10 protein-coding genes are annotated in these 21,152 nt (G+C 64.0%); 6 read left to right on the top strand and 4 right to left on the bottom strand.

All coding sequences use genetic code 11. The annotated features are described in order from the left end of the window. Nucleotides 1–137: 137 nt before the first annotated feature. From J8C06_RS11375 to J8C06_RS11365, 3 genes are all read left to right on the top strand, one after another. A complete protein-coding gene (locus J8C06_RS11375) occupies nt 138–1,511 on the top strand; it encodes a choice-of-anchor L domain-containing protein (protein ID WP_211430283.1) in 1,374 nt (457 codons plus the stop codon). 164 nt (nt 1,512–1,675) lie between these two features. After that, the gene (locus J8C06_RS11370; protein ID WP_211430282.1) at nt 1,676–7,447 is read left to right on the top strand and encodes an alpha-2-macroglobulin family protein; all 5,772 of its coding nucleotides are present in this window, start codon (nt 1,676–1,678) and stop codon (nt 7,445–7,447) included. After that, nucleotides 7,448–9,151 (top strand): CTP synthase, encoded by a 1,704-nt coding sequence (locus tag J8C06_RS11365; RefSeq protein ID WP_211430281.1) that lies wholly within the window; start codon nt 7,448–7,450, stop codon nt 9,149–9,151. It abuts the gene before it with no gap. Between the two features lie 9 nt (nt 9,152–9,160). Here the strand turns inward: J8C06_RS11365 and J8C06_RS11360 are convergent, their stop codons facing one another. Next, the gene (locus tag J8C06_RS11360; protein WP_211430280.1) at nt 9,161–10,078 is read right to left on the bottom strand and encodes a ferredoxin reductase domain-containing protein; all 918 of its coding nucleotides are present in this window, start codon (nt 10,076–10,078) and stop codon (nt 9,161–9,163) included. Between the two features lie 280 nt (nt 10,079–10,358). On the opposite strand from J8C06_RS11360, the gene J8C06_RS11355 reads away from it, so the two are divergent. Beyond that, a complete protein-coding gene (locus tag J8C06_RS11355) occupies nt 10,359–11,567 on the top strand; it encodes a hypothetical protein (protein ID WP_211430279.1) in 1,209 nt (402 codons plus the stop codon). Nucleotides 11,568–11,658: 91 nt separating this feature from the next. Next, on the top strand, nt 11,659–14,679 hold the full coding sequence (locus tag J8C06_RS11350) for a TonB-dependent receptor (protein WP_211430278.1): 3,021 nt from the start codon (nt 11,659–11,661) through the stop codon (nt 14,677–14,679). Nucleotides 14,680–14,858: 179 nt separating this feature from the next. Here J8C06_RS11350 and J8C06_RS11345 read toward each other — a convergent pair whose 3' ends face one another. The 3 genes from J8C06_RS11345 to J8C06_RS11335 are packed head-to-tail and all read right to left on the bottom strand — an operon-like array spanning nt 14,859 to nt 17,549. Then, nucleotides 14,859–15,719, bottom strand: a complete 861-nt coding sequence (locus J8C06_RS11345; protein ID WP_211430277.1) for a ParB/RepB/Spo0J family partition protein — start codon at nt 15,717–15,719, stop codon at nt 14,859–14,861. 4 nt (nt 15,720–15,723) lie between these two features. Then, nucleotides 15,724–16,512 carry a ParA family protein gene (locus J8C06_RS11340; RefSeq protein WP_211430276.1) on the bottom strand — a complete coding sequence of 263 codons (789 nt, stop codon included), beginning with the start codon at nt 16,510–16,512 and terminating at the stop codon, nt 15,724–15,726. Further along, nucleotides 16,512–17,549 (bottom strand): cysteine hydrolase family protein, encoded by a 1,038-nt coding sequence (locus J8C06_RS11335; protein WP_211430275.1) that lies wholly within the window; start codon nt 17,547–17,549, stop codon nt 16,512–16,514. Before J8C06_RS11335 ends, J8C06_RS11340 begins: the two co-directional genes overlap by 1 nt. 240 nt (nt 17,550–17,789) lie before the next feature. Here J8C06_RS11335 and J8C06_RS11330 point away from each other — a divergent pair, with 240 nt between their 5' ends. Then, complete coding sequence (locus J8C06_RS11330; protein WP_211430274.1) at nt 17,790–21,152, top strand: ligand-binding sensor domain-containing protein; 3,363 nt, start codon at nt 17,790–17,792, stop codon at nt 21,150–21,152.

Below are 21,152 nucleotides of genomic sequence, written 5' to 3'. Positions count from 1 at the left end.
AGCTTTTTGCTAGAGTCACTCGGCCTGAGCGCCATTCAGACCCCGCGTGGTAACGACTCCCCGTCGGTAAACAACCGCTCTGGCAGCGTCCTGTCGAGTGATGGCCGCGCCGTCCCTGCCAAAAGGAGAAACTGCTCGTGAAAAAACTTTCCCGTTATGTTCTGGGTGTATGCCTGGCGACCGCCGTGGCGACCCTTACCGGTTCAGCCCAAGTCACCGTTACCCCAGAGACTGGCGCCAGCACGCTGGCCGGTGCCATTCTAGGTCCCGGCTACACGATTAACTCCGCCACCGTGACCACCGCTGAACCAATCCCGAGTGGGTTGCTTTCCAACCCGACCTTCACCGGTCCAACGACCATCCGCCTGTCCAGTAGTATCGTGCTTTCCAATAGTGGACTGGAAGGTGGTGGCGGTGAGGAACCACCAGAACCAAGTAGCCAACGGCGGACGGACCACCGTCGGCGCGACCGAGGGCGGTCCATCGTCCCGTTTTCACTTGGCCTGCCCGGCGACTCAGACATTGACACCATCTCCGGCGGAACGTCGTTTGATGCGGTGATACTGACGGTGGAGTTCACCCCGGCAACCACACGCCTCTTTAACCTGCGGTTTGTGTTCGCTACGAATGAAGAGGTAACGGAGGGGGGAATTGAATTCAACGATGCGGCAGCGATCTTCATCGAGGGTCCGGGCATTACCGGACGGCCAAACCTTGCCTTGCTGCCGGGCGGCGCACCTGTCACGGTCAACAACCTGTTTGGCTCGCCGGCACTCATTGGTGCGCCTGATCCAGATACCGAGCACAGCTTCATCACGACGCCGATCCTCACCCAACCGGTGACGGTTCAGGCCGGGGAAACCTACACGCTGAAGATTGTCGTCGCGGATGTCGGGGATGAAATCGTGCGTTCCTCGATTGCCGTTGCGCCGGGGCAAGTGCTCGTCAATGGCCGCGTCAATGTGGTCATCAACAGCGCCACACTCGATGCTTCCGCGCCATGTAGCGGCTATGTGGATGACCTCGTCCTCAACGGCACGCTCGTCAATCTCACCGGCTCGCCAGTGACGCTGTCGAACGTTTTCGTTGAAGTTGCGATTCTGGGCCTGCCGGGACCGGCCGGGCCATTTGACTTCATCGTGGCCGACCCGCCGCACCGCCTCCGCACCGCGGACGGCGCGAGCTGCACGACCGGTGGACTGGTCGGCTCACGGCAGAGCGTTGACCTTGGTAGCCAGCCGGCCGAAGGCTTTATTCAGCCCGGCGCAACACAGCCCATTACCTTCCGCATTGCGCGTCCGGTGAACCGGAGCCTACGGTTTTATGTCAATGTCTTTGGCGCGGAAGATGCCAATCCGATGGCGCCCAGCCGGGGACAGGCTACGCGCGCCTGGACACCGGATGCTGCCGCGCCCATTGTCGTTGACATTGACCGGCTTTTGCCGGAAGCCCCCCGGCGGGCCACGCCGGCGGCCCCCACGCCAGGCAGCACCGCCGCGGCCAGGCGCTAGCCCCTTCGCCACCGAGCAACCTGACGGCAGACGCCTAACGCGCGTCTGCCGTTTTGCTTTGTGAAAACAGCGCTACGAGCCGGGAACCAAACCTCCCGCGCCACGTCCATGGTCACGGTCGTCATCCATAGTTTGTCTGCACCGGTTTGGATGGAAACATCGTCATGGTCAATCATTCCGTTCTCATCACCAAGCTCGAAGGCGCAACCATGTGGACACTCCGTTGCCTACTCGACTGCGCCCTGCTGTGTTTCTTCTGCAACTTCACGCAAGCCCAAGTCATGGATTACCAAACGCTCAAGACCGAAGCCGAACGGCTTTACGCCGAGGGGTCTTACGAGCTGGCGCGCCAACGCTACGCGCAGCTCGATCCGTCCACCCTGCCGGCCGGCGAAGCCCGGTGGGTGCGTTTCCGCCTGGCGGATACCGATTGGCGGGCGCGGGCCGCAACGACCCAGTCCGACTTTGAGCCGGCGCGCGCGGCGCTCGACAAGCTGATTGGCGAAACCCCCAAACCGGAAGACCGCGACCTGACTTGGGCTGAGGCCCAGGCGTCGTTGGGTGACTTCTGGTGGCTGCGCCGCGCCAGCCGCAACTGGTACCAGGCCTGGCCGCACTACTCGGCGGCGCTCGACTGGTGGGCGCACTCGAAAGACCTGACGACGGCGCGCGACCGCTATCTGACGCTCCTCTTCAGAGCCGCCTACGCGGCGGATGATGGTTGGTATGGCGAGCGCGTCCAGCCCATTCCCATCGCCACACTCGATGAAGCCATGCGCCTGGTCCAAAGCGATGACGAACGCGCGCACCTGCATTACCTGACGGCGATGAGCTTGCGCCAACAGGGCGGGGACTATGAATCCCGCGCGCGCGTTGACGAGGAATTCACGGCCGCCCTCGCCATCGGCAAACGGACGCCCTGGTACGATGATGCCCTCTTTCACAGCGCCCAGTGGCTTGAATCGGCCGGACGCCCCTTCCAACAGCCCGATGGAAGCTTCCAGATGCGTCCCGATTACGCTACGGCGCTGGCCCGCTACCGACAACTCATCGCGGCCTATCGGCCCGGGGAATCGCGTTACGTCGAGGACGCGCGAAACCGCATCACCGAACTGACCCAGCCTTCCCTGACCTTGGGCGTAGGCAATGTGTTTCTCCCGGACTCCGAAATTCGCTTCGGGCTGAACTGGCGCAACGTCAAGCGCATCGAGCTGGCGCTTTACGCCGTTGATGTGACCCAGGACCTGCAACCGACCGATACCGATGCCAGCGGCGCGCAGGGCGTCAACCTCACCGGACGCCAACCGGTCAAAACACTCAGCCGCGACGGCGATGACCAAGGCGATTACCGTCCCCGGCAGGCGCTCATCACCCTTGACGGCCCGCTGCCCGTGGGGGCGTACCTGCTCGAAGCCCGCGCCGGACGGCAAACGGCACGGGAGTTGGTGCTGGTCACGGATGCCGCGCTGATTGCCAAAGCCGACGGCCGCCGGCTGGTCGTCTTCGCCAGCTCGGCACTGGACGGCACGCCCCTTCCCAACGCGCGCCTCCGGGTCTGGTTCAACGGTTATGACCGGCAGCGCAGTCGGTCCATCTGGACGGCACAGACCGGCACGACCGACCGTGACGGCCTGGTGACCTTTGAAAAACCGGCCGACCAAGGCCATACCTGCCTCATCTTTGCCATGGCCGGCGCGCGGCCGGCGCTCTGTCTCAACACCGGAGGAAGCCTGGCGCCGGACCCGACCGGCTGGAAAATCTATGCTTTCACCGACCGCGCCGCCTATCGGCCCGGCGATCCGGCGCAGTGGAAAATCGTCGCCCGCCAATTGGATGGCAAGCGCTACCGCACACCGGTCGGCGAAGCCATCGGTTACGAACTGCTCAACCCACGCGGTGAGAAGGTGGCCGAAGGCACTGCCACCCTGAGCCAATTTGGCGGCGCGTGGGGCGTCTTCCAACCCGATGCCACCTGGCCGCTCGGCGAATACCTCATTCGTTTTGGTAAGCGCCAGCCAGACGGCGCGTGGCAAACCGTCTATGGAGAGGCCACGCTGTTCCGACTGGAAGAGTACAAGCTGCCGGAATTTCGCGTGACCGTGACGACCCCGGAAGAAAACGGCCGCCGGAAGACTTTTCGCGCCGGCGACCGCGTCGAAGTCGCCGTGGCGGCTGACTATTACTTTGGCGGCGCGGTGGCCGGCGGACGCGCCGAAATCATCATCAGCGAGCAGCCGCTTTACCGGCCGGTGTTTCGGCGGCCGGAGGTTGCCTGGTTTGATGAGGAAGCTGCTCGCTTTGCCGATTATGACCGCGGCAGCCGCGGGCGGATCATCCGCCGCGAAACCCTCACGCTCGATGCGAATGGGCGGGCGCAAGTCGTCATTCCAACGCCGCGATTTGCTTCGTCCGACCTGGAGTACCGGATCGAGGCCCGCGTCATGGATGCGTCACGCCGCGAAGTCACCGGGCAGGCGACCCTGCGCGTCGGACGGCAACGCTTTGCCGTCGAGGCGCGTCCCGAACATCGGTTGCATCGCCCCGGTGAGAACATCGCCGTGACCTTCTACGCCCGCGACATCAACGATCAACCCGTCGCCGCCGAAGGTCTGGTCACCGTCACCCGCGAAATCTGGAAAGAAATTTGGCTCGACGCGCGCGGCCGGGAACGCACCGCGGCCGAAGCCGCCGCGCGCCCGGAAGCTGGACCCTACCGGATCAAGCAGCGCGGCTATGAACGCGAGGAACTCCTCAAGCAGACGGTGAAAACCGACCCGGAACGTGGCATGGGCGCACTGGCGTTCACGGCCCCCAAGGAAGGTTTCTACCGGGTGATGTGGGTGACGCCAGAACCCAACCGCAATCCGATCACGACGGATACGACCGTGTGGGTGTCAACGACAGCGACGACCGACACCGGCTACGTTGCCGCCGACCTGGACATCATTGCCGACCGCGACACGTTGGCCGTCGGGCGAACCGTCCCCATCCTGCTTGTGGCCCCGACGAGTGGTCGAACGGTGCTGCTTTCCACCGTGCGTGATGGCCTCGGTGAAACGCGCGTCATTCGGATGACCGGCACGGCCAAACTCGTCGAACTGGAGATTACCGACCGCGACACGCCCAACTTCCAACTGGAAGCTGACTCGCTGCTGGATCTGCGCCTATCCCAAGCCCGGCGGGATTTCACCGTTCCGCCCACGGGGCAGATCCTCGACGTGCAGGTGACGGCCGACCGCGCCGAGGTGCAGCCGCGCGAGTCGGCAACCTTCACGATTGTGACGCGCGATGCTACCGGAGCGCCGCGCCCGGCGGAAGTCGCCTTTGCCGTCACCGATGACGCCGTCAGCGCCATTCAGTCGGATTACGCCCCAGACCCACGGCGGTTTTTCCATGGAACGAAACGCCAGGCCGCGATTGTCACGACGACTTCGCTGCAATACCGCCCCTACGCGCGGCTGAAGCCGCAGCCGGCTGACCCGGCCGCCGACCGGCCCGCCAACGAGTTGGCTGTCGAAGCAGAGGGTGGGCGCGACATGGCTACTGAGTCCGTTCCGCGTCCGGCGCCAGGTGCCCGTGCTCAAACCAGCGAGGTTGCCGGGATGCGGCGCAAGGAAGCGGCGCGAAGTGAGCTTGCGGCCGATGCCGCCGCAGAGGATGGCGGCAGCAACGTCATCGTGCGCAGCGACTTTCGCGCCACCGCCTTCTGGCAACCCAATGTCGTGACCGGTCCTGACGGGCGGGCCACCGTCACGGTGACGTTTCCCGATTCACTGACCACCTGGAAAGCCATGGCGCGCGCGGCTTCTGCCACCGGAGAGGTTGGGCAAGCGACAGCGCAGACCCAGACCAATCAGCCGCTCATCGTTCGCCTGCAAACGCCACGCTTTTTGGTGACGGATGACCGGGCAACCGTCTCCGCCGTGGTCAACAACCGAACCAACCAACCGGCCACTGTTACCGTTACGCTGGCGGCGCAGGGTGTCGCGCTCGATCCGGACGCCACGCGCCGGATCACCGTGCCACCCCAGGGTGAAGCGCGCGCCGACTGGTCCGTGACCACGGCGGACGCCGGAAACGCCACCTTCACCGTCACGGCCGTTGGCGACACGCACCGCGACGCCATGACGCGCACCCTGCCCGCTTACCGGCGCGGTATCGAGAAGTTTGTGGCTCAATCTGGGCAGGTCCGTGCGCCAGAGGCCACGTTTCAACTCAACCTGCCACGGGAACGTGACAACACGCGCGTCGTCGCGCGCCTGGCGCCCAGCCTGGCCGTGACCATGCTGGATGCCCTGCCCTACCTGCTCGATTATCCCTACGGCTGCACCGAGCAAACCATGAGCCGCTTCCTGCCGGCCGTCATCGTGGCGAAGACGCTCCGCGAACAGGGCCTGCCACCCGAAGCCATTGCCGGCCGCCTGTTCGGCGGCATCGAAGCGGCCTCCGCCGCCAAAACCCACCCCGGCGGCCAGCGCAATCTGGCGGAACTGGACCGTATCGCCCGGCAGGGACTGACGCGCCTCTATGACTTCCAGAAATCTGACGGCAGTTGGGGCTGGTGGAAAGAAACCGAGTCGGATCGCTTCATGACGGCCTATGTCGTCTGGGGCCTGGCGCTGGCCAAGCAGGCCGGCCTGGAGGTCAGACCGGACGCGCTGGCCCGCGGCGTTGCCTTCCTTGAAGGCCAGCTCGTTGCCGAAGAAAACGCGCCCGACCGCCAGGCCTGGCTGCTCCACGCGCTGGCCGAAGCGCACCACGCCATGGGCGCCGGCCCCGTCGGGCCACCGGAGCAGGCCGCTCTGGAGAACCTCTGGAAGCAGCGCGACCGACTGAGCGCCTACGGCCGCGCCCTCTACGCGCTGGCCGCGCACCACTACGGCGCGGACGACCGGGCCAGGGTTCTCGTCCGAAACCTGGCCAACGGTGTTGTCCGCGACACTGCGCCCAACAGCAACCTGCCGACGGCGCGGTGGGGCGCGGGCGGCTTCTGGTACCGCTGGACGGATAGCCCGGTCGAAACGACGGCGTTTGTCCTCCGCGCCCTGGTGACCATTGACCCGGCCAATGAACTGGTCACGCCAGCCATGAACTGGCTGGTCAAGAATCGGCGCGGGGCGCAGTGGAGCAACACCCGGGATACGGCCATCAGCGTGCTGGCGCTCAATGACTACCTCCGGGCGAGCGGTGAAACCGCCGGGCCGGTCGAGTATGAGGTCGTGGTCAACGGCACGGTCGTGGCCAAAACGACCCTCACGCCACGCGAGTTGCTGACGGCGCCGGCCCAGATTGTCGTGCCGGAGAACCTGTTGCGCGATGGCGTCAATGACATCCAGGTTCGCAAGCGGCAGGGAGCAGCGCTCTACGTCAGCGCCGAGGCCACCTTCTTCAGCCGCGAGTCGCCGATTCCGGCGGCCGGCAACGAGATTTATGTCAAACGTCAATACTGGCGGCTTATCCCGCGGCCGACGCTGCTGCGGGGCGTGGTCTATGAGCGGGTGGCGCTGCGCGACGGCGATGCCGTCAACCCTGGTGACCGCCTGCTGTGCGTGATGACGGTTGAAGCCAAAAACGACTACGAGTACCTTGTGTTTGAAGACCTCAAGCCGGCGGGTTTTGAAGCCGTTCAGGTGCGGTCGGGCATCGGGCCGAGCCTGGTCGAAGTGCGCCCTGGGACGGACGGCCGTACCGGGCGCGCCTGCGCGGCCTACCAGGAACTGCGTGACCGGCACCTGGCGCTGTTCGTGGATCGGTTGCCACAGGGGGTCTGGCAGGTGGAATATGAGCTGCGGGCCGAAACGCCGGGGCGGTTTTCCGCGCTGCCTACGCTCGGCCATGCCATGTACGTCCCGGAAATACGTGCCAACGGCACAGAAACGCGCGTCGTCGTCGCGGCCGGTGCGCCCGAAACGGCTGAACGCACGGGTGAGGAATAAATGACCAAGTTTATTTTCGTGACCGGCGGCGTCGTCTCGTCACTCGGCAAAGGCATTGCCGCGGCTTCCATCGGCTGCTTGCTGGAAGCCCGCGGCCTGCGCGTCACCCAGCAGAAGTTCGATCCCTACATCAATGTCGATCCGGGGACGATGTCGCCCTTCCAGCACGGCGAGGTGTTCGTCACCGATGACGGCGCGGAAACCGACATGGACCTGGGTCACTACGAGCGGTTCACCCGCGCCACCATGACGCGCGCCAACAACTTCACGACCGGACGCATCTACCTGTCGGTCATCGAGAAGGAGCGGCGGGGCGACTACCTGGGGCAGACCGTCCAGGTCATTCCGCACATCACCACGGAAATCAAGGACGCGATTCGTTCGGTGGCGGACGGCGTGGATGTGGTGATCGTCGAAATTGGCGGCACGGTCGGCGACATCGAATCCTTGCCCTTTCTGGAAGCCATCCGCCAGTTGCGGCACGAGGTCGGACGCGCCAACGTGATGTTTGTCCATGTCACGCTGGTGCCCTTCATCCAGGCGGCCGGCGAACTCAAAAGCAAGCCGACCCAGCACTCGGTCAAGGACCTGCTCGGCATCGGTATTCAGCCCGATGTGCTCGTTTGCCGGACCGACCGGGAGATTCCGCGCGGCATCAAGGAAAAAATCGCGCTCTTTTGCAACGTCGCCGAAGAAGCGGTCATTACCGCCGAAGATGTCTCCACGGTGTATGAAGTGCCGCTCAAGTTTGCCGAACAGCACCTCGACGAACTCATCCTCGCCCGTCTCGGTCTCACGGCCGGCGAGGCCGACCTGCGCGCCTGGCGGCGCATGGTGGAAATCATTCGGCATCCCGATGACGAAGTGGCGATTGGGATTGTGGGCAAGTATGTCGGCTCGCGTGAGTCCTACAAAAGCCTGACCGAGGCGCTGCTGCACGGCGGCATTGCCAACCGGCTGCGCGTCAACATCCGCTGGATTGAAGCCGAGGACCTCACGCTTGACGACCGGTGGGAGAGCCGCCTGCACAATGTGGATGCCATTCTGGTGCCGGGTGGCTTCGGCAAGCGCGGCATTGACGGCATGCTGCGGGCAATCGGTTACGCGCGCCGGTATCAGTTACCCTTTTTGGGCATCTGTCTGGGGATGCAGTGCGCCTGCATCGAGCTGGCGCGCACCACCCCGGAACTGGCCGACGCCGACAGCACCGAATTTACGCCGGACACTGCCCATCCGCTCTTCTTTCTGCTGCGCGATCTCATCGGGGTCGAGGACTTGGGCGGAACGATGCGGCTGGGCGCTTATCCCTGCCGGTTGGAGCGCGGCAGCCAGTCGGCGGAAATTTACCAGGCGACGGAAATTTTCGAGCGGCACCGCCATCGGTACGAGTTCAACACCGAATACGAGGCACCGTTGGCGCGCCTGGGGTTGCATGTCGTCGGCCGCTCGCCGGACGGGCGGTTCGTCGAAATGGTTGAGCGCCGCGATCACCCCTGGTTCATCGGCTGTCAGTTTCACCCGGAATACAAGTCGCGCCCGCACACGCCGCATCCGCTGTTCGTTTCCTTTGTCGCGGCTGCGCGACGCTATCGGGTTGAAAGCGAAGTGAAACAACAGACCACGACCGGCAAGCATCCGGTGGCGCTGCTGACGACCGGCAGCGAACGGGCCGGGGTGGTCGGACAGGCCGCCGGTGGGAGTTAGTCCCCGGCCTCAATAGGTTTCGACGTGCCACCGGTGGGCTTTCTCCAGCGCCGTCCGGTACTCGGGCCAGTCCACGCCAAACTGCGCCACGTGTCCGGCAAAGGCCGCGTCAATGCCGTCTTCCATCCCACGCAGCCCGCAGATGAACACATGGGTGTTGTCGCGCTGAAGCAGGTCCCACAACTCGGCGACGTGCTCCGCCACCCGATCCTGGATGTACATGCGCCCGCCCTTGGCGTTCTTCTGCTCGCGGCTGATGGCATAGGTCAGCCGGAAGTTGGCGTGCTGCTGAAAGTCTTCCAATTCCTCACGATAAAGAATGTTCGGCGTGGTGGGGATGCCGAAAATCAACCAGGCTGAACCGCGAAACTGATAGTCGGGATTGTTTTCTCGAAACATGCGCCAGAGATGCGCGCGAAAGGGAGCGATGCCGGTGCCGGTCGCCATCATGATGATGGTCGCGGTTGGGTCGTCCGGCAGGAGCATCGCCTTGCCGGTTGGCCCCGTCACCTTGACTTCCGCGCCGACCTCCAATCCGCACAGGTAGGTGGAACAAACGCCATAGACCGTCTCACCGGTCTCCGGGTGGGCGTACTCCAACTGGCGGACGCAGAGCGAAAACGTCTTGCCGTCGCCGGTATCGCCATGGCGGGTCGAGGCAATCGAGTACAACCGGAGCTTGTACGGCTTGCCATTGGCGTCCTGTCCGGGCGGAATGATCCCGGCGCTCTGACCTTCCAGGAACGGATAGGGGCCGGCCGAGGTGTCAAACACCAGGTGGCGGACCGTCCCGATGCCGCCCGGCCCAACCAGTTCACGGTTCTCCAGGCAGATGGCCGTCAAGGGGGCGCTTTGCCGAAAGACGTTCATGGGGATGGCGCGTTTGACGGCAGCTTCGGTTACGGACGTGTAGGTTGCAGTGGTCATGTCAGGTATCAATCCAGAGAAGTGTACGATTTCAAACGAACGCGACTCTAGCATGCCGGCGACCAATTTGGGCAGTCGTTTTCACGCTTGCGCTGACTCAGCGCCCGGCGCCTGGCCACGGGCCGTCATCCGAGTGAGGCGTTCCCCACCGTAAAGAATCGTCAAACGTCGTCCATGGCACATACCTGCGCGGAACTTCACGGCACAAGTGGCGTATGAGTCGCACGAACGCGACTGACCATCGCCACGTTGGCTGAAACCGTTGCAAGTGAAGGACGCCATGCGATCACTCATCATTTCAGGATTGATCATTTCAGAATTGCTCGTCGGATGCCTCGGCGCATCTGGGGTTGTCACGCTCGGACAGGAAAGCGCGCCGCAAGCGCCGACCAGCGTGACCATTGTCGGGGTGGTGACCGACCTCGACATCGAAACCTCGACCATCACGGTCAAAAGTGACACGGGCGAAACCGTTGTCTTTCCGTACGACGACAAATCGCAGTTCAAGCGGCTGCCGCTCGGCAAAACGGCCCTGGCCGATGCCGTGCCGGTCACGCTCGTCGAGATTGAAATCGGCGACCGCGTCACGGCCAAGAAACGGCTGACGGCAGACGGCAAGGTATCGCCCATCACGCTCATGATTGTGATGAGCAAGGGCGATGTCGCCAAAAAGCAGGAAATCGAGCGGGCCGCGTGGCGCGAACGTGGCACGTTTGGCAAGGTCACGGCCGTGGATGCGGAAAAACGCACCATCACGGTCAGCCAGCGCACCCGCGAAGGTCTCAGGGAGCTGGCCATCGTCACCGGCGACAAAACCACCTTCCGCCGCTACGCGCCGGATTCCGTCAAGTTCAGCGACGCCAAGCCGAGCGACTTTGGCGCCGTGCGGGTGGGCGACCAAGTGCGCGCGCTCGGCAAACGGAGCGAAGACGGCACGACGTACGAAGCAGAACAGGTTGTATTCGGCACGTTCAAAACCATGGCGGTGACGGTCGTCGCCGTTGACGCTGACAAAAAGGAAATCGTCGCCAAGGATGACGGCGGCACGACGCTGACCCTGCTCGTTACCCCGGATTCCAATCTCAAGCAAGTTCCAGAGCAAGGCACGATGTTCGGTGGTCCCGGTGGGGGGCCGCGTCCGGGTGGCCCTCCGCCGGGTGATGGTCCGCGGCCCGGTGGACCGCCGGCCGGTGGGCCGCCAAGTGGTGGCGGGCCAGGCGGCGGCGGGCCGGGGCGTTTCATGGGCGGTGGCTTCGACCCGGCCGCGCTCATCGAGTTTTTGCCGCCGCTCCCCCTCGCCGAGCTCAAGCCCGACACCAAACTCCTAGTGCTCACCACCGAGGGCGCGACGCCGAATCGGATGACCGCCATTACGGTCGTCAAGGGCCTGGATACCATCTTTGCCCGCTTTGCCCGGCAAGCCACCGGTGCCGGGGCGGCGGCCGGCGGCGGTTTTGGCGGACTGGAACTTGGCATTGGCCTGCCCTAGGTCTGCCCCTCAACCGGATCGGTGACGATCCCGAACGCAAGAATCCCGAACCCAAGACGATGAACAACCAAGAAAGTACCTTACGATGAACATGCGAAAGACCTGGCCAACCATAGGATGTTTCCTGGCGCTCGGCGCCGGATGGGTAGCGGCGACCAATATGACCGGCCGCGCCCAGGATACCTACGTCACGCCTGGCATGGCGCAAGCCAACGGCTCGCTGCGCGGGCAAGTTGCCGATGAGACCGGCGCCGTGATCGGGGGCGCGAGCATCACGCTCACCGACGCCGCCGGCAAGACCTTCACCACCAGTAGCGATGATCTGGGAAACTTCAATCTGCCCAACTTGCCGCCGGGAATCTACACCCTGCACGTCGAGATGGAAGGCTTCAAGGCCTATGAAGACATCACGGTAACCATCGCCCCCGGTCGCCGTGAAACCGTTGCCGTCAAACTGGCCATCGAAGTTGCTGAACAGGTCCAGGTGAATTCCGAGGCCCCGGTCTCAACCGCGCCGGACAACAACGCCGGTGCGATTGTGCTCCGCGGCAAGGACCTCGAGGCCCTCCCGGACGACCCCGACGACCTCCAGAGTGCGCTTCAGGCACTGGCCGGTCCCTCGGCCGGGCCAAACGGTGGGCAAATTTTCGTGGATGGTTTTTCCGGCGGGCGACTGCCCTCCAAAAATGCCATCCGCGAAATTCGGATCAACTCGAACCCCTTTGCCGCTGAGTTCGACCAAATCGGCTTCGGGCGGATCGAAATTCTGACCAAGCCGGGCAGCGATACCTTCCGGGGTTCGGCGTTTCTCAATGCTGGGGACGCAATTTTCAACAGCCGCAACCCCTTCACGCCGCGCCGCGCTTCGTTTCAGCAGCGGCAGTACGGCTTCAACCTCAGCGGTCCAATCAAGAAGGGCAAGGCTTCATTTGCCCTGGATTTCGAGCGCCGTGAAACCGACGACAACGCCAACCTCAACGCGACCATTCTCGATGCTAACCTCAACCCGACGAGCTTTGCGCGCGCGGTCGTGGTGCCCCGCCGCCAATGGGATATTACCCCGCGCTTTGACGTGCAGTTGAGTGAAAAGCACACCCTGGTTGGGCGCTACAGCTTCAACCAGAGCCGGATCAGCAACGGGGGGTTGTCGTCCTTCACCTTGCCCGAACAAGCCCTGGCCAACGAGCTGCGCGACCATCGCCTCCAGCTCACCGAAACGGCCATCCTCTCGCCCTCCATCGTCAATGAGACGCGCTTCCAGTTTGTCAGGACGACGGTTGCCACGACCCCTGACCTCGACGCGCCGGCCCTCAACGTGCAGGGCGCGTTCACCGGCGGTGGCGCGCAGACCGGCAACGCCCGCTCCAGTTCAAACCGCTTTGAGCTGAACAACTTCACGACCTGGACGGTCGGCGATCACAGCGTCAAGTTTGGTGGACGGTATCGTTACATCAGCACGGAAGACATTTCGCCCAACAACTTCGGCGGCACGTACATTTTTGCCGGTGGGGTGGCGCCGGAACTCGATGCCAACAACCAGCCGATCCCCGGCTCATTCACGCAAATCACCAGCCTTGAGCGCTACCGTCGGACGTTGCTCGGCCAGCGACTTGGGCTGACGCCGGCCCAGATTCGCGCCATCGGCGGCGGCGCCAACCAGTTGACGCTGGCGGCGGGTAATCCACGCGCCACCGTCGGGCAGCACGACGTCGGCCTGTTCGCCCAGGATGATTGGAAGGTGCGTCCGAACCTCACCCTGAGCTATGGGCTGCGCTACGAAAACCAGACCAACATTTCGAGCAATGCCAATTTCGCGCCGCGCGTCGGGCTGGCCTGGGGCATTGATGGACGCAACGGCGGGCAGACCAAAACCGTCCTGCGCTTCGGGGCCGGGTTGTTCTACAACCGGATTGATGAGTCACTGACCTTGCAGGCGCGGCGCTTCGACGGCCAGACGCAGCAGCAGTTCATCGTGACCGACCCGACGATTCTGGATGTGTTCCCGGCGATTCCGTCGCCCGCGCTGCTCGCCCCATTTCGCCGGGCGCAAAACATCCGGCGCCTGAATGGGGACATCCGCGCGCCCTATTCGATTCAAGCCAACATCGGCATCGAGCGGCAGTTGCCGAAGGGGATAACGGCTTCGGTCAACTATGTGTTCAACCGGACGCTGCACGCCCTGCGGACGCGCAACGTCAACGCGCCGCTGCCCGGCACGGCCGATCCGCGCCTTCCCGGCAGCGGCGTCTTTCCGCTGGGGCCGATTGGCAATGTGTTCGAGGCGGAGTCCACGGGCCAGTTCACCCAGCACCAGCTCGTGGTCGGCGTGCGGACCGGTTTTGGCAGTCGGTTTTCGCTGGGCGCGTTCTACCGGCTGTCGAAAGCGGAGAGTGACACCGACGGGGTCTTCAATCAGCCGGCCGACCCCTATGACCTCCGCGCCGAGTTTGGACGGTCGTCCCTCGACATTCGGCACAACCTGTTTATGTTTACCAACTTCAACCTGCCGTTTGGCATCTCGCTCTCACCCTTTGTCATTGCGCGCAGTGGCGCGCCGTTCAACATCACCGTCGGACGCGATCTCAACGGCGATACGGTCTTCAACGACCGTCCGGCCTTTGCCACCGATTTGACGCGCCCTAGCGTCGTCGTGACGCAGTTTGGCGCGTTTGACACCGATCCGCTCCCGGGCCAGCGCATCATTCCGCGCAACTTTGCCCAGGGTCCAGCCTTTTTCACCATCAACCTGCGGATGGCCAAAACCTTCGGGTTTGGGCCCAAGCGCGAGGGTGGCGCCCCGGAGGGTGGCGGCGCGGGCGGCCGCCGCGGTGGACGTGGTGGCGGTGGACGCGGCGGCGGTTTTGGTGGGTTTGGCGGCTTTGGTGGGTTCGGTGGCGGCGGTTCTGACCAACGCTTCAGCCTGACCTTCAGCATCCAGGCGCAAAACATCCTCAATCGGGTCAATCCGGGTCCGCCAGTCGGCAATCTGGCCTCGCCGTTCTTCGGGCAATCCACCAACACGGCCGGGTTCTTTGGCGGCCGTTTCGGCGGCGGGGAAGCCGTGGACGCGGGCAACCGGCGCCTGATTCTCAGCGTGCGGTTCAACTTCTAGCGCGCTTGAGGGCGTGCGGTTCAACCTGGCGACGCCGGCTGGTCGGGCATTATCGGAACATCCCCTGCCAAAGGCCCGACCGGCTTTCGCCGACGCTACCTAACATATCTCAACTGCTTTACTTACAATCGTTTGCCGGATTGTCAACGTGTTGACAATCCGGGCCGGCCCGTACGGGACTAGTCGGCTGCCAGGCGTTCGAGCGCCGCCTGAAGCGCGGCTCGAAGGTCAGCGTTCGAGGTGGCGGCGCGGCGGGCCGTGCTCGTCACCGTCACCCGCAGCGTCGCCGATTTTCCTGGCAGGCGGTAGGTAAACTGAAAAACGCGCCCGGTCGGTGACGCCGTCCGCTCCCCGGCCGCCGACCCGCCTGGCCGGGCGGGGTCATCGGCAACCGCCGCCGCTAGCCGCTTGGCCGCCGCCAAGCGGCGCGCCGGCGCCAGCGCCAGCAAGTCCAGCAGCATCCGCAGCGAGCAGGTCGGCAGCCCGGCGCAGACATCCAGGACTTCGTCCTCCAGCTCCAGCGCGCGCAGCCACATCGCCAGCGCTGACCGCTTCATCCCCAGCGCCTGCGCCGCTTGCGTCTGGGTTGAGAAATGCCGCGCCGCCTCGCCCAGCGCACGGGCTTTTTCCACCGCCTGGAGGTCTTCCCGCTGGAGATTTTCAACCAGCGCCAGCAGCCGCAGCTCGGTGTCCGTCACTCCCCGGCGCAGAACAACCGGCACGGTCGCCAGTCCGGCCGCCTCGGCCGCGCGCCACCGGCGATGCCCGGCAATCACCGTCACGCGCCCGTCCGCTTCGCGCCGCCCGACCAGCGGCTGCAAGACACCATGTTGTCGCACCGAGGCGGTCAGGTCGCGCAGCGCCTCGGCGTCAAACGTCCGGCGGGGTTGGTAGGGGTTTTCCCGGAGCAGCGTCAGGGGCAGCTCGACGCTGCCGGCTGTTCCTTCCGTCCCCAGTTCGGCCGCAACGTGATCGGCCAGCGCCGATAACCGCGCCGGCGACAGCGTGGAACTCGTGGCAAATTGCTTGGTCTTGGACATCCCTTCACCTGCCTTCGGAAAGGGTGGAAAGTATGGCTGTCGCCAAGGCCGCGACGTCGGCCGTGGCCGGGCACTTGGGCGCGTATTGCTTCAGTGGCTGGCGGCGGGTGCCGGCTTCCGACACCGCCACATAGTCTCGAACCGGATCGAAGACATGGTAGCCAAACGACGGGCAAATGCGCTCGGTCAGTTCGGCGTAGTGGTGACGGTGCAGCACCAACCGTGGGTTGTAAAGCGTTGGCACGACCCCCAGCACGCGCAGCGGCGCGAGGCGCATGTTTTTGCGCCGGCGCTGCGCCTTGACGATTTCCAACTGGACCTCGGCAAAGCTTTCAACCGATTTGGCCTCGGTCTGGACCGGGGCCAGGAGGGCATCCGCCGCCAGCAGAATCTGGAGCGTGATTTCAGAAATCTTGGGCGGGCAGTCAAAGAGCACCCAGTCATAATCGGTGATATGCGCCTCACTCACAGCCAGCAGCCGGGCCGGATCGCTTTGCTGCATGAGCGCCAGTTCGTCCCCGATCAGAAAGCGATTGGCCAGCCCCAGCATCAACGCAAATGCTGTTGGCTGGACGACTGGGGGCGCATCCGCGCCGTCGCAGACGGTTGCCCAGAACGTCTCGGCGCGCGGCCGGGTAGCCGGCTCCAGACCGAGAAAGCTGCCCAGCGTCCCCTGCGGGTCGGCGTCCACCACCAGGACGCGCTGCCCGCGCGTCGCCAGCTCATAGCCTAGGTCGCGCGTGAGCGAGGTTTTTCCAACACCACCGGATTGGTTGAAAATGGCAACCCGCATCAGCTCCACCATGCCTCCACGGGATCGGTTGTGGTGAGGAGACGGGCGCCGGCCGCCTGAAAGTCGGCCAGGGCTTGCTCGGCGGCCGCGGTAAAATCCGCTCCCGGCGCGACCACCGGCGCCATGGCGTCCCGCAGCAGCACCACCCGGTGCGCCAAGTAGGGGTTGCGCTGTCGAATCGCGGCCAACAAATCCGCGACGCTGGCTGCCACGCAGTGGCTCGAAGCCAGCCCGGCCACCAGGATGACATCGGCCGTGAGCAGCCGTTCCAGCAGCGCGGTGTTGCGCTCTGCGCGCGGCATTGGCGTCCCATCCCAGCAGGTCGTCACTTCCGGGGCAAACACCGAGTAGTGTTCGGTCAACGGGCTGTCACCCTTCAGAACCGGCGCATTGGCCGCGCCGCGGGCGAAGGCGTGAAAAAGACGCGCGTCATCCAAGGCCCCGGCCAGGCGGTGCCCGGCGGTGCCCGTCAAGCAGTGATAAGGCCAGATGTAGAGCGCATGCTTGCCGGTCGCTTCCAGCCGGGTACAGTAGTCCGTAAACTGCCGCGCAAGCCACTCCAGGCTGACCCCCAACTGCGCTGCCAGGGCCGGGTTGGGGCGGTAGCGACCGGCGCGGTAGTCCGCGGCCGTGATGACGGTGTGCGCCGCGACCGGCGCGCCGTCTTCGGTGAGGTGTGCGCCGGGGAAAAAGACCTGATACGGCAGATGGCTATCGAGCGTGCACGTAATGTCTGAGAGCACGCCCAAACGGCGGTAGATGAACGCTACCGTCTGCCGCAGGGCATCCATGCCGCCGGTGCCCGACCGTCCCGCGACATAGAGCGCGCCCGACGGAAAGCAAAAGTCCACCTGCATGTCGATCACAAGCAGGTGAGCGCGGCGGGCATCCGCGCTGGCCGGTGACAGGTCGTGGGCCTGCCGCCAGTCCGTTGCCGCGCGGAAGAGCGCCTCCGGCGATTGACCTGCGTACGTCACATCCAAGGTCTGGGATGGGTGGTAGTGCGCAGGCAACGGGAGAGGAGACGTGGTGGGCATGGCAGTTGTTCCGCGGACGATGAACTATCGGGTGCTATCCGGCGCGTGGTCTCGGTCTGGCATAGCTCGTTCGGCACGTCCGCCGCGCCCGCGCTTGGAACCACCGGATGCTAGACTTTGGAATGCCGGCCGACATCCGTCAATAGACAGATGAGCGCTTTTCTCGCTACCATCGGGCTGCGTTTCAACCCCCAGACGGCTCGTGTCAGGCATTGATCTGAAGTCTCAGGCTTATCCCTTATGTGGCGGCAGTGTGGATTCTGGCTGGTTGTTCTTGCCTGGTGGTTGATGTCCGGCGGGCTGGCCCCCGGCCAGGCAACGACTTGGTCGCATGCGCTCCGCTTTCAGCACTTTGCGCAAAATCCGTCGCTCTCGAATCTGGCCATACGGACGTTGGCCCAGGATCGGTTTGGGCTACTCTGGGTCGGCACGGATGACGGACTCAACCGCTATGACGGACGCCAAGTCAAGGTGTACCGCCATGACCCAGCCGACCCGAACAGTCTGCCATCAAATTCTGTCCGGCGCCTTCTGGCGGCAAGCGGCGGCGACCTGTGGATACTGTTGACTGACGGACACCTGTGCCGCTACGACCACGCCACTGATTGCTTCACTCCAGAGCCAATCATCCTGTCCGGCCAACCCGCCTGGCGTCCCGAAACGCTGGAGGAAGACCGGCAAGGTCGGCTGTGGTTGGGTGGCTGGACGACACTGGTGCGATACGATCCCCGGACCAAAACGGCGCAGTCCTTCAACCTGCCGCAGAACCTCACCCAGTTCACGGAAAACAATCCCTTCATCAACGATCTGACCGTTGATCCGCGCGGGCGGGTCTGGCTGTCTGCCGGCCGGCGGCTGTTGCTTTTTGATCTGGCAACGGAAGTGTTTGGCGTCGTGCCGGATGCTCCTAGCCCGATCGATCTACCGGTGATGGCACATCCCAGCGGTTATGTGTACGCCGCGGCTCCTCTGGAAGGAAAACCGCACTTGCTCGAGTTTGACGCCCAATCCGGACGGCTGGTCGGGCAGTACCGGGTGGAGGGCAGCGCTAACGACGCCATACGTTCTGCGCTAGTGCATTTCGCCTCAGACGGAGACTTTTTATGGATGAGTCTTGCTGGCCTGGGGATTGGGCGGTTTCACGTCAAATCAAAGAGCATAGATTACGCCCGTTACAACCGGGCCAACCCGCGCAGTCTCGTGGGCGATGATCCGCAGGTGGCGCTGCGCGATCGCTCCGGCGTGCTCTGGGTGGGCGACAATCGCCGCGGACTTTCAAAGCTCACGCCCTATGCGGGGTACTTCAAAACATACCGCAGTGATCCCAACCGCCAGGAGGCACTGAGCCTCAGCGACGACTATATTCGGGGGATGTGCGAGGACCGCGCGGGCAATGTGTGGGTTTGTACCCAGTACGGCGGCCTCAACGTTCTTGACCGTCAAAGCCGTACCATCCGCCATTTCCGACATCGTCCGGGCGATCCAACCGCGCTGGCGAGCGACAACACTCGGGCCGTCCTGGAAGATTGGCGCGGACAGCTCTGGGTGGGATCACAGGGTGGCTTACAAAGCCTCGATCGGAACAGCGGACGATTCACCTCCTTTCCGCTGCCACCCGGTGGCGATGGCAGGCCGGCGATGGTGTCTGTGCTCTTCGAGGACACAGACCACTCCCTTTGGGTCGGCTCCGGTGGCCACTTGTTTACCATCTCACCCGACCGGCGCGCCGTTTCCGAGCCGCTCGCCGGGCGTGACCTCCCCGAACCCTTGCGCACCGGCCTGGGCGAAATCCAAGCCATCCATCGGGATGCCCACGGAGCGATGTGGATCGGGTTGACCAAGGGGGGGTTGCGTCTCGGCCCGGACGGACAACTTCGGTACTGGAAAGATGAACTCGGCAAGCCGCTGTCAGGCATCCCGACGGTCTGTGCGTTTCTCACCGATCACGCCGGTCAACTCTGGCTGGCCACGAAGGGGATGGGCTTGCTTCGGTACGACGCTGCCCAGGATCGGTTTCATGCCCTGACCGAGCGGCAGGGTCTGCCGCATCACAACGTGTATGCCGTCTTGGAAGACCGACGCGGGCGCTTGTGGATGAGCACCGACAACGGCCTGGCCCGGTATGATCCGGCAACCGGCAACATTCGCCATTACCGCACCGAAGAGGGTTTGCAAGGCCAAGAATTCAACCGCTACGCTTACCTCAAAACGCGCGACGGCATCATCTTTTTTGGCGGTACGCAGGGCGTGACGGCCTTCCCCCCGGACGAACTGGAAGATAATCCCTACCCGCCACCAGTGGTCACTTTCGTCCAAACCGCGCGTGGCACGCGGTTCGTCCTGCCCGATGGTCCGCCGCTGCAACTGGCGCCAGACGAACGCACCGTGACGCTCCGGTTTGCGGCGCTGGATTTCAATGCGCCGGAGGCCAACCAGTACGCCTACCGAATTGGAGTCCGTGATGGGGAATGGCGCCTGCTCGGCGGCCAACCAGAGCTGACGCTGGCCGATCTCGCGTCGGGCAACTGGGTGATTCACGTCAAAGCGTCTAACAACGACGGAGTGTGGAATGAAGCCGGCCTTCGGGTGAACCTCTACATTCAGCCGCCGTGGTGGCGCACGACCTGGGCTTACACCGGGTACGCCCTGAGCGTGACATTGCTTCTGTGGGGTGGCTATCGCGCTTGGACGTACCGCGCGCGGCTGATGATGCGCGCGCGCATCGCGCAGGCCCGACTGGCAGCCGAGACGCGCACGAGCCGCCAGCGGGCGAAAGTTTCCAGGCTGCTGGCGCACAAGAACCGCGAACTGGCCGGGGCAAACGACCGATTGCGCCAGTTGGACGAAATCAAGCAGCGCTTCACCGCCATGCTGGTGCATGACCTCAAAGCGCCGCTGGCTTCGATCTCCATGCTGCTGGAGCTGCTCAAGACGCTGCTGGAAGACAAGATAGATCAGGAAGTCCGTGGGATCATGGACAACACATCCCTGAGCGCCGAGCGGACGCTCCACATGATCAATGAAATGCTGGAGGTGATGCGGGCTGAGTCGAACGAACTCAAGTTGCAACTTGCTGAAATGAGCCTCCACACCCTGCTGGAAACGGCACTTCAGACGGCCAGGCCGCTGGCGCTGGCCAAGCGCCAAACGCTGACGAGCGAATTGCCCCCTGACCTGCCAATCGTGCGCGTGGACGGTCAAAAGCTTGAGAGGGCCGTGACAAACCTCCTGTCCAATGCGGTCAAGTACACCCCTGAGGGCGGAAGTATCGTGCTTGCGGCGAAAGTCATTCATGGAAGCGGCGTCGAGCAGGGGCGCAAGTTTGCCCTCATTCAGGTCAGCGATACCGGCGTTGGCATTCCCGAAACCGAGTTGCCTTATATTTTCGATCCCTATCGCCAGGCCCTCCAGCATCGCTCGGCAGGGGTTGGCCTTGGACTTTCGATTGTGCGGAGTATTATTGCCGCGCATGGCGGAAACGTCACCGTGCGGAGCCAAGTTGGCGTTGGCACGACGTTTACCATCTTGCTGCCACTGCCGCAGCCGGCGACCCCAAACGCAGCCGATGACCGCTCTGACGAGCCGGCGAACATCACGTCGTAG

Origin of the sequence: Chloracidobacterium validum (assembly GCF_018304825.1) — a bacterium.
Taxonomy (GTDB): domain Bacteria; phylum Acidobacteriota; class Blastocatellia; order Chloracidobacteriales; family Chloracidobacteriaceae; genus Chloracidobacterium; species Chloracidobacterium validum.
Note: the sequence above shows the minus strand (reverse complement) of the source record. Positions and strands in the feature narration are given on the sequence as shown.

Excerpts from the sequence above, each read along its gene's own strand:
- J8C06_RS11370 (WP_211430282.1), top strand. The coding sequence starts at position 1,676 with ATGGTCAATCATTCCGTTCTCATCACCAAGCTCGAAGGCGCAACCATG.
- J8C06_RS11365 (WP_211430281.1), top strand. The coding sequence starts at position 7,448 with ATGACCAAGTTTATTTTCGTGACCGGCGGCGTCGTCTCGTCACTCGGC.
- J8C06_RS11360 (WP_211430280.1), bottom strand. The coding sequence starts at position 10,078 with ATGACCACTGCAACCTACACGTCCGTAACCGAAGCTGCCGTCAAACGC.
- J8C06_RS11355 (WP_211430279.1), top strand. The coding sequence starts at position 10,359 with ATGCGATCACTCATCATTTCAGGATTGATCATTTCAGAATTGCTCGTC.
- J8C06_RS11350 (WP_211430278.1), top strand. The coding sequence starts at position 11,659 with ATGCGAAAGACCTGGCCAACCATAGGATGTTTCCTGGCGCTCGGCGCC.
- J8C06_RS11345 (WP_211430277.1), bottom strand. The coding sequence starts at position 15,719 with ATGTCCAAGACCAAGCAATTTGCCACGAGTTCCACGCTGTCGCCGGCG.
- J8C06_RS11340 (WP_211430276.1), bottom strand. The coding sequence starts at position 16,512 with ATGCGGGTTGCCATTTTCAACCAATCCGGTGGTGTTGGAAAAACCTCG.
- J8C06_RS11335 (WP_211430275.1), bottom strand. The coding sequence starts at position 17,549 with ATGCCCACCACGTCTCCTCTCCCGTTGCCTGCGCACTACCACCCATCC.
- J8C06_RS11330 (WP_211430274.1), top strand. The coding sequence starts at position 17,790 with ATGTGGCGGCAGTGTGGATTCTGGCTGGTTGTTCTTGCCTGGTGGTTG.